The 266-nt window shown below is 60.2% G+C and carries 1 protein-coding gene; it reads left to right on the plus strand.

The window, feature by feature from the left end; translation table 11 throughout:
- Nucleotides 1–46: 46 nt before the first annotated feature.
- On the plus strand, nt 47–266 hold a 220-nt coding region (locus SB786_RS36505), incomplete at its 3' end, for a hypothetical protein (protein ID WP_410731619.1).

Genomic DNA, 266 nt, shown 5'->3' on the forward strand with positions numbered 1-266 from the left:
GTCCTCCAGCTCGGCTGCCGGCCTGTTCAACTAAGAGGGGCAGGCAATGAAGAAAGTCGCGGCTGTTCTGGCCGTTGGTCTTGGCCTTGGCGCTACGGCACTGCCTGCACAGGCACTGTCCTGGGCTTCGGTGCTGACGTTCATCAGCACCATGCAGACCGAGATGAGTGCCTGGTCGGTAACGGTCAAGCAAACTTCGCTGTCGGCCAACGTTGTATCGCAGGTGGACAGCGATTCGAAGAAACAGCTGGCCAACGCGGTAGGGG

The sequence above is a fragment of the Burkholderia sp. SIMBA_062 genome (assembly GCF_046534765.1).
In the GTDB taxonomy this organism is placed as follows: domain Bacteria; phylum Pseudomonadota; class Gammaproteobacteria; order Burkholderiales; family Burkholderiaceae; genus Burkholderia; species Burkholderia ambifaria.